Genomic DNA, 8,549 nt, shown 5'->3' with positions numbered 1-8,549 from the left:
TTTTGAACGAAAAGCTAAATTTCAGAAAATTCAGATCACCTTCCAAGGAAGGTGTACGGGGATTGACATGTGGCTCTTCTTTTAATGCAATGCTAATGCGTCTGAGCAAGTAACTCCGAGCGGACGCACCCTTGTCGCGTTCCCCAGTATGAAACGCACAAAACCTTCGCGCAGCACGCTGCGCGAAGGTTTTCACCCGCCAACTCTTAGAAGCCCGGGAAATCCGCCAGATCGCCCGCTTGGATCGCGAACACGACGAGCGACAGAATCGCCAGCAGGATCGAAGGCATTGTTTCCTTCATCGAGTCCTTGATTCTGACGTGCACGAGCATCGCGACGACCATCGTCACGCCGAGGCCCAATCCGGCCAGCGCGGCCCAGCTCGGTTCCCAGTAGCCGACGATCAAGCCCGCCGCGCCGACGATCTCGACGAGACCGGTAAAGACGCGGAACCATTGCGGCAGTCCCCATTTTTTGAAACCTTCGACGTGCATCTTGGACCCGCTGACTTTACCGAATCCGGCTCCCAAGAACGCCAAACCGAGCAAACCTTGCAAAATGTAAGATACGATATCCATATTCCCAATTCCCCCTGTTATCGATATACTGAGCCCTCATTAGGCACAGTATCGCTCATAATAAAATGCAGCCAACGTCCGTTAACTGCATCTGTTCTAAGCACATATTAAAGCCTGCTCGCGAGGCTGTCAATCCCTTAAATGAAATCCGCTATCGTATGCTGTTTCAAGTACTCTAACGTCCGTCTTTCGGCCTCGGCCATAATCTCCACCAACCGATCGTCGAGCTTCTCGCCCTCCGCCCCGCAATCCGAATGCTCCGCTGCTTCCGAGCCGTCGCAGGTGACCACGGCGAACACGTCCGCCAGCGTAATCCGATCCGGCGGCATCTTCAAGCTGTATCCGCCGTCCCTGCCCTCGCGCGCTTCCACGAAGCCTCTTTGGGCCAATGTCGCAAGCACCCTGCGCATGAACGTCGCGTGCGAGTTCACCTCTCCCGCGATCTCCGCGCTAGACACGACGCACCCGCACTTCGCGAGCCATACCAAAATATGCACCGCGACCGCGAAACGCGGCGGACCGATCTGCGCGTTCTTATTCGACGCTACCATTCCGCTCACCCCCTATCGTCCTATTGTAACGAAGGGGCTTGCCGCCGCGCAACCGCTCATCTTTGCCAACTCGCTCAACGGCTCCCCCGCGCGGATCAGCCCGGCAAGGCCGCCGCCTCGGAATCAGCCGAAGGCGGGCGTGTTTCCGTCTTCGCCCGCAGCAAGTACTTCTTGCCTCGCCATCTGAACAGCACGACGACGCCGCGCAGGATTTCGTCCGCGATCATGCAGCAGTAAATGCCGATCAATCCCCATCCCGCCTGAAGGCCGAACCAGTAGGAGCATCCCGTCGCGACGAGCGACATCGACACGATCGCCACGACCATCGTGAACCGGGTATCCCCGACGGCGCTCAGCGAGTTGTTCATGCCCATGTTGAGCATTTTGGCCGGCTGCAGAATCAGATTCAAGACGAGCAGCGAATGCCCGATCGCAAGAATGTCCGGGTCCGTCGTGAACACCCGAAGGAATGAGTTACCGATCGCGTATAGCAGCAGCGCGTTGGACGTGACCAGTGCAAGACCGATATAGAGCGCGCGGAAGGCTTCGCTATACGCTTCCCGCGTACGGGCGGCGCCGAACAGATGGGCGACGCGGATCTGTATCGCGAGCGCGACGGCGTAGCCTAGCATGAAACAGAACGATTCCATCGTATTCATGTACGTCCGAGCCGCGAGCTCCTTCGCCCCGAGCATGGCGATGAAAGCGAAGATCGCCAGCTGGGAGAACAACCACCCCGCCATGTTGACGCCCATCGGCCAGCCGATTTTCAGAATTTCCCGGAACAGCTTCGGATTGAAGATTTTCAGATCGAACAAGACGATCTTCCGTTCGAAGGAATGGACGAACACGTAAAGAAGCACGAGCGCGGCGAGAAACCGGCAGACGTTATCCGATACCGTGACGCCGGCCAACCCCCACTTCGGAAACCCGAGCTCGCCGAAGATGAGAACGTAGTTCAGGAAAATATGAAGCACGTTCATCGCGATGCCGGTGTACATCGGGGCCCTCGTGTTGCCTGTGTTGCGAATGGCCGTGCTGAGGGACGCGATCGTCGCCAGCAGGAACATCCCTCCGCCGACGTTGCGGACGTAGACGTTCCATAGAGGAAGCAGATCGTCTTCCACGTGCAGGAGACCGGCTATGGCGTGCGACTGCGTATAGAGAAGAAGGCTGATGACGAGCCCGATCGCCAAGCTCGAAGTAAAGCCCATGATCGCGATCGTCCGGGCGTCTTCGCCTCGCTTGGAGCCGAGCTTCTGCGCGACGAGAATGCCCGCCCCTCCCGCTATCGTCATGAACAGCGTCGTCAACGCGTTGAACAGCTGGCCCGACAGCCCTACGACGGCAACGGCGTCGTCCGAAATGCGGCTGACCATGATCGTGTCGACCATGCCGAGCAGCGCCTGCAGGAATAATTCGATGAAGATCGGCCAAGCAAGCGCCCATAAGCCGAAATTTTTCGTTGATTTCACGATTCCAACTCCCAGTAAATCCAAGATGTTCCGGAACGAAATCTACGTTAGACATCGTATCCACAACAAATTATAGTGGGATTATCGAAATCTTTGTGTCACGTTTCCAACCTAGATTTTCATTATTCCAACTTTCGATCCGGAGGTCCCGTCATGAACTTGCTCGAGTTCACCGTCCCTCCGCTGCCGTACTATATCGCCAGCGGACGAACCGTATTCCAAATCGGAGAAAAGCACGTAAGCAGAAGAAACATCCGATTGTTCGATCTGCTCGTCGTGACGAAGGGCTGCCTCTATATGGGAGAAGAAGTCCGCCATTACGAAGTGACGGCCGGCAAGGCTCTTATTCTCCGGCCGGACTGTTACCATTACGCCACGGAAGGCTGCCGCGAGCCGACCGACTACTTCTGGCTTCACTTCCAGGCGTCCTCGGGCTGGGCGGCCACCGATTCGGTTCCGCTCCGGCTCCCTCCGAAAACGGCGGATGCTTCGGACGAATCGCTCAACTTCAGCGCCGGGACATTCCCGCTGCTCGTCCCCCAATGCGCCACGGTCGTTCAACCGGGCAAGATGGAAGAGCTTCTCGGCCAGATCGCCGCGCTCGGCCCGGAAGCCCATCTCCCGTCATCCCGCTTCAAAGAGCAGACGCTGTTCCAAGACGTGCTTCGGCTGCTCTCCGCCAGCGTCGAAGCCGCCCATTCGGCGCCCGCCACCGCGTGCGCCGAGCAGGCCGCAGCCTACTTGCGCAGCCATTACAAAGAAGCGATCACCGCGCAGGCGCTCGGAGAAACGCTGAATTTCCACCCCGTCTACGTCGCGCGGTGCATGAACCGGGAATACGGGCAGTCTCCGACGGAATATTTGCTTCGGTACCGGGTCGAGCAAAGCAAGCTGCTGCTCATGCAGACGGATCTCCCGATCGCCCGGATCGCCGAGGAAACGGGCTTTAACCAGGCCGCGTACTTCAGCTCGCGCTTCCAACGGGTCGAAGGCATCTCCCCCCGTCAATACCGGCAGCGCTTCTCGCTTGGCTGACTCGCGCAAGAAAGCCATGCCCTCGCGCTAGCCAGAGCCATGGCTTTCCTGCGCTACCGATCGGCCCGAGTCCGTCTGGTTCAGCCCGACCGAAGGCGCGAGCTTTCGTTCCCGCTCCAATAAGCGAGCTCGCATCGCGTGCCAAGAGGGATGATCTCGGACAAATACCGGTCCAGCAATTCTTTCTCGATATCCGTGAGCGCCGTCGTCGTGTGTATATTGAAATGGAGCGTCCCGGAATTGAAATCGTAACGGCTGAAGACGATACCCCCGTTGCCGAGCATCCCGTTCATGACGGCAATCACTCCGTCCTGATCGAGATCCCGTTTCATGGCCGCCTCGACGATCCACTCCGGCAGCTCGCCCGCCGGCGGCACGCCGTCCCGCTGCAGCTCGGAATAGGCTTTGACCCGGTAGCAGACGTACGGAGGCAAATAACTGTCGGCGAACCGCTGAAGCTCCCCCGCATCCGACTCGGACAATCCGAGATCGTCGTCCCAGGCGTACAGCGTCGCTTTGTTTTTGCCCGTCGTATAGGCTCTTACGTATTTCAGACGCGGTTGCAATTGCTTGATCATATGCTCGGATAACAAACGAGTTCCCATCGTGATCGCCCTCCGTCCCGGATCGAGCCGTAGCAATGGATGCGCTTACATGATTATGCTCGTTTTACATTGTATTCTCTTCTCCGCCGGTTCAGACTTCACCTGCCTCGTCCGCGAATCTCTATATTTCGACACCTCCGCGGCCAATATTTGTTATGATCGGGTTATCGGAACGCCGAACTACCCCATCCAAAGGAGACCTCCCATGCTGCTCGAAGTGATCGCCATCAACCTCGCGGACGTGAAAGCCGCGAACGAATACGGGGCCGACCGGATCGAGCTCGTCACCGGCATCGCCGAAGGCGGGCTGACGCCGAGCATCGGCCTCGTCGAAGCCGCCGTCGCCGCTTCCCGCATTCCCGTCAACGTCATGGTCCGCCCGCATAGCCAATCGTTCCGCTACGACGAAGACGATATCGCCGTCATGCTGCGGGATATCGAAGCGATCGGCAGCGCCGGCGCCGCCGGGATCGTGTTCGGCGGGCTGGACGCTGCCGGCGGCGTCGACGTCCCGTTGCTGAAGAAAGTGCTCGCCGCCGCTGACGCGGCCGGGTTGGACGTCACTTTCCACCGCGCGTTCGACGAGATCGACGACCAAGTCGACGCGCTGCGAACGCTCGCGTCCTATCCGGGCATCCACCGCATTCTGACTTCCGGCGGACGCCAGCCGGCGCCTCAAGCGCTTCCCCGTTTGCGCGAGCTGCAAGAGGCCGCCCGGCATACGAGTATCCGCATTCTCGCCGGTCACGGCCTCGACGCGGATACGCTCGGACTCGTCCTCCGCGAAACCGGGGTGCCCGAAGTCCACTTCGGCTCCGCCGTTCGCGAGGACGGCTCGTTCGCGAACCCGATCTCGGCGTCCCGCGTGCGCCGGATCAAGGAAATTCTGAACCTCCATTCCGAGAATGGAATGAAATAACTTTCAGGCTGCGCTCAGTAGGGTTTCAGGTTGTTGTCGTACAATGCTTGTGGGCTTGCCGCGGCTACGACAGCAACTTAACCCGAGAGGAGCTCCGCCATTGTCTCTATCCATTAACGGCAATACCGCGGCCTACGCGTCGAAGACGGCCGGACAATCGAGCGACGCAAGCGAGACCCGCGTCCACCATGCCCATCGGCACGCGAAGCAGCAACAAGAACAGGAATCGGATTCCCTGAAGATCAGCCAGGCGGGCTTGTCTTTCCTCGCGAGCCTCGCCCGCGCCGACGCAACCGACGGAACATCCCTGGGCGATTCCGGCGCGGACGCCGATTCGGACGAAACGAGCGGCACGTACGCTTTGACCGCCGCCCAGAAGAAAGACATCCTGACGAGCTTGAAGAGCGACATCGGCACGATGAGAGCCGCCGCTTCGGCCGGCCAAGCTCCCGAGCTGCCGCCGGAGCTGGCGGCCATTCAAGACGAGCTTGCCGATTACGACGCATCAGGCGCGACGGACGACGAAATCTCGGCGTTGTTCGACGAAATCGCGCAAACGATGGAGAGCATGCGGCCGCCAGGTCCGGAACACGACGCCGCCGGCCGACCTCCCATGGGGGACGGCATGCCCCCGATGATGAAAGCGATGGGCCGCACGCCCCCTCCGCCGGGCCTCGGCCAAGCCGAAGGCGCGGAACAAGGCGAATCCGAAGAGGCCGATAGCGAGCTGACGACGGATCAGAAGAAAGAGCTGCTCGCGCGGCTGCAGTCCGGACTGAGCTTCATCGATTCGATCTCGTCCTCCGACGACGACGGTACGAGCGTTCTGGCCCAATCGTTCGGCGCGATCAAGAGCGCCTTGTCCGATTACGACGCGTCGAGCGCGGACGATGACGAGATCGCCGCTATTTTCGACGAAGTGAAACAAGCCATCGAACAAGCAAGAACTTAACGCGAAACCAAGCGACCCTGTAGCGCGCGGCTTGCCCATCCTACCCGTATCCCGCCGCGCCCGACGCTTCCGGCCGCACCGAACGACCTCCCCCAACGTCGTCCCCCTTCTTTCATCCCGGCTCCGAACTTTGGTACAATAAAGGCAAGGAGCTGAGTACAACGTGAAAAACGAGATCGTCGAAAGATTCAAAACCTACGCGCAAGTCGATACGCAATCCAACGAGAACAACCAAACGTGCCCGACGACGGAAGGCCAGCTCGTACTCGGCCGCATGCTCGTCGAAGAATTGAAGCAGATCGGCATGCAGGACGTCACGATCGACACCAACGGCTACGTCATGGCCACCTTGCCCGCCAATACCGATAAAGAAGTGCCGACGATCGGCTTCCTCGCCCACGTCGATACGGCGACCGACCTGACGGGCAAAGACGTCAAACCGCAGCTCGTCGAGAACTACGACGGCGGCGACATCGTCCTGAACGAACGGGATAACGTCGTTCTGTCTCCGCGGGACTTTCCCGAGTTGGCGGGCTACATAGGCCAGACGCTCCTCACGACCGACGGCACGACGCTGCTCGGCGCGGACGACAAAGCGGGCATCGCCGAGATCATGACGGCGATGAACTACCTGATTCAACATCCGGAGATCAAGCGCGGCCGCGTTCGCGTCGCCTTCACGCCGGACGAAGAGATCGGCAGAGGCCCGCACAAGTTCGACGTCGCGGCGTTCGACGCGAAATACGCCTACACGATGGACGGAGGTCCGCTAGGCGAGCTGCAATACGAGAGCTTCAACGCGGCCGCCGCCCGCATTACCTGCTACGGCAAGAGCGTGCACCCCGGCACCGCCAAAGGCAAAATGATCAACTCCGCCAAAATCGCGATGGAGATCAACAATCGACTTCCCGCCGAGGAGGCACCGGAGTATACGGAGCATTACGAAGGGTTTTTCCACCTCGTCTCGGTCAGCGGCAACGTGGAGGAATCGAAGCTTCATTACATCATTAGGGATCACGACAGGGAACGGTTCGAAGCGAGGAAAGCCGAAATGACGGCGATCGTGGTGGAATTGCAGGAGACTTACGGAGAAGAGAGAATTTTGCTGGAGATCAAAGACCAGTATTACAACATGCGCGAGAAAATCGAGCCTGTGAAGCATGTTTTCGACATCGCCTATCAAGCGATGACGAACCTCGGCATCGAGCCGCTCGTCCAACCGATCCGCGGCGGCACCGACGGCTCGCAGCTGTCGTACATGGGGCTTCCGACTCCGAATATTTTCGCCGGCGGCGAGAACTTCCACGGCCGTTACGAGTACGTGTCCGTCGACACGATGGTTCAGGCGACGAAAGTGATCGTCGAGATCGTCAAGCTTTACGAGCAGCGGGGTCTTCGGGAATGAACCGGTACTCGTCCAAGTCGATCCTGCCGCCGAAGCCGATCTCGACGCCCTCGCTCTCCAGGTACATGCGCTGCGAATAGCGGCCTTCCTCGTCCTGGAGGGCGATTTCCCCTTTCGCGTTCACGACCCGATGCCAGGGCAGGCCGTGCTTCTCGCTCAGAGAATGAAGAATTCGCACGACTTGCCTCGCGCCTCGGGCGCTGCCCGCGACTTCCGCGATCTGGCCGTACGTCATGACGCGCCCTTCCGGGATTCCCCGAATGATATTCACCACCCGTTCCGTAAAAGGCAACATGCCGCTCCTCCTCCGCTTTCCTCGAACTAAGACAGATACGTGCCGGATATCGAACGTTGCGACGCCCCTTTGCGCCTGCTTCTTCGCCTTCTGGACGCATCGCCCGCGAAAGCGGCCGTGACCAGCAGCATGCCGAGCGCGCCGATTCCCGCGCAAGCGTAGAAAGCCGCGCGCAAGCCCTCGTCCATGTTGAACCGGATATAAGCGAGCGCTCCCGCGCCGACCGCCCACATCGTCCACAAGTAGAAGCCCCTCAGATGGCCCGCGCCGGCCGACTTATACTCGTACGTCTGCCATTCGCGAGCCGGATCGGTGCCGTGAAGCTCCGCCAGCTCCGGTTCGACGACCTCTCTCATGTACTGGGCCATCAAATCGTGCTTCCGATAGCTGTATAGCAATTGCGCCGTATAGAACGCCGACAGGAACGGCACCGCGACGAGCGCCAACAGCCATTCGTCCCATGCCGCTCCCGCGACGAACAGAAGCGTCAGCAATACCGCCATCTGGGCGACGTAACGGTCGCGTTGGCGCATGCGAAGCTTCATCTCGTGGCGAATGTCTTCCCTGATCTTCTCGTAGTGGCCGGTCTTGGTGTCGTCCCCCTGCAAGGGCTCCCGATGTGCGGTTTCCGCTGCGGAAAATACGATCATCGCGTTCTCCTCCAATAGACAGACATCATTCGTAAGCCCATTCTAGCATATTTTCCATGCGAGGATAGGAGAGGATTGCCGATG

The 8,549-nt window shown here is 59.5% G+C and carries 10 protein-coding genes; 4 read left to right on the top strand and 6 right to left on the bottom strand.

Annotated features, from left to right (window positions below):
• Window positions 1-206 precede the first annotated feature (206 nt).
• The 3 genes from ACFPPD_RS20345 to ACFPPD_RS20335 form a co-directional block, all read right to left on the bottom strand.
• On the bottom strand, window positions 207-578 hold the full coding sequence (locus tag ACFPPD_RS20345; RefSeq protein WP_209751128.1) for a DoxX family protein: 372 nt from the start codon (window positions 576-578) through the stop codon (window positions 207-209).
• Window positions 579-715: 137 nt separating this feature from the next.
• The gene (locus tag ACFPPD_RS20340) at window positions 716-1,129 is read right to left on the bottom strand and encodes an RrF2 family transcriptional regulator (protein WP_209751126.1); all 414 of its coding nucleotides are present in this window, start codon (window positions 1,127-1,129) and stop codon (window positions 716-718) included.
• 95 nt (window positions 1,130-1,224) lie between these two features.
• Window positions 1,225-2,604, bottom strand: coding sequence for an MATE family efflux transporter (locus ACFPPD_RS20335; RefSeq protein ID WP_209751124.1), 1,380 nt, complete (start codon window positions 2,602-2,604; stop codon window positions 1,225-1,227).
• Window positions 2,605-2,757: 153 nt separating this feature from the next.
• On the opposite strand from ACFPPD_RS20335, the gene ACFPPD_RS20330 reads away from it, so the two are divergent.
• Window positions 2,758-3,639, top strand: a complete 882-nt coding sequence (locus ACFPPD_RS20330) for an AraC family transcriptional regulator (protein ID WP_209751122.1) — start codon at window positions 2,758-2,760, stop codon at window positions 3,637-3,639.
• Between the two features lie 80 nt (window positions 3,640-3,719).
• On the opposite strand, the gene ACFPPD_RS20325 is transcribed toward ACFPPD_RS20330, so the two are convergent.
• On the bottom strand, window positions 3,720-4,244 hold the full coding sequence (locus ACFPPD_RS20325; RefSeq protein WP_378083085.1) for a hypothetical protein: 525 nt from the start codon (window positions 4,242-4,244) through the stop codon (window positions 3,720-3,722).
• Window positions 4,245-4,449: 205 nt separating this feature from the next.
• Between ACFPPD_RS20325 and ACFPPD_RS20320 the strand changes: the two genes are divergently transcribed.
• From ACFPPD_RS20320 to pepT, 3 genes are all read left to right on the top strand, one after another.
• On the top strand, window positions 4,450-5,163 hold the full coding sequence (locus ACFPPD_RS20320; protein ID WP_209751120.1) for a copper homeostasis protein CutC: 714 nt from the start codon (window positions 4,450-4,452) through the stop codon (window positions 5,161-5,163).
• A gap of 100 nt (window positions 5,164-5,263) precedes the next feature.
• Entirely contained in the window at window positions 5,264-6,115 is an 852-nt protein-coding gene (locus ACFPPD_RS20315) for a hypothetical protein (protein WP_209751119.1), read from the top strand.
• Window positions 6,116-6,278: 163 nt separating this feature from the next.
• Window positions 6,279-7,520 carry a peptidase T gene (pepT, locus tag ACFPPD_RS20310; RefSeq protein WP_209751118.1) on the top strand — a complete coding sequence of 414 codons (1,242 nt, stop codon included), beginning with the start codon at window positions 6,279-6,281 and terminating at the stop codon, window positions 7,518-7,520.
• On the opposite strand, the gene ACFPPD_RS20305 is transcribed toward pepT, so the two are convergent.
• The gene (locus ACFPPD_RS20305) at window positions 7,486-7,815 is read right to left on the bottom strand and encodes an MGMT family protein (protein ID WP_209751117.1); all 330 of its coding nucleotides are present in this window, start codon (window positions 7,813-7,815) and stop codon (window positions 7,486-7,488) included. The genes pepT and ACFPPD_RS20305 overlap by 35 nt on opposite strands.
• A 26-nt stretch (window positions 7,816-7,841) precedes the next feature.
• A complete protein-coding gene (locus tag ACFPPD_RS20300) occupies window positions 7,842-8,465 on the bottom strand; it encodes a hypothetical protein (RefSeq protein ID WP_209751116.1) in 624 nt (207 codons plus the stop codon).
• Window positions 8,466-8,549 lie beyond the last annotated feature (84 nt).

Source organism: Cohnella suwonensis, from assembly GCF_042655365.1.
Classification (GTDB): Bacteria; Bacillota; Bacilli; order Paenibacillales; family Paenibacillaceae; genus Cohnella; species Cohnella suwonensis.
The sequence above is the reverse complement of the archived record's forward strand: the minus strand, read 5'-3'. Positions and strand labels throughout refer to the sequence as shown.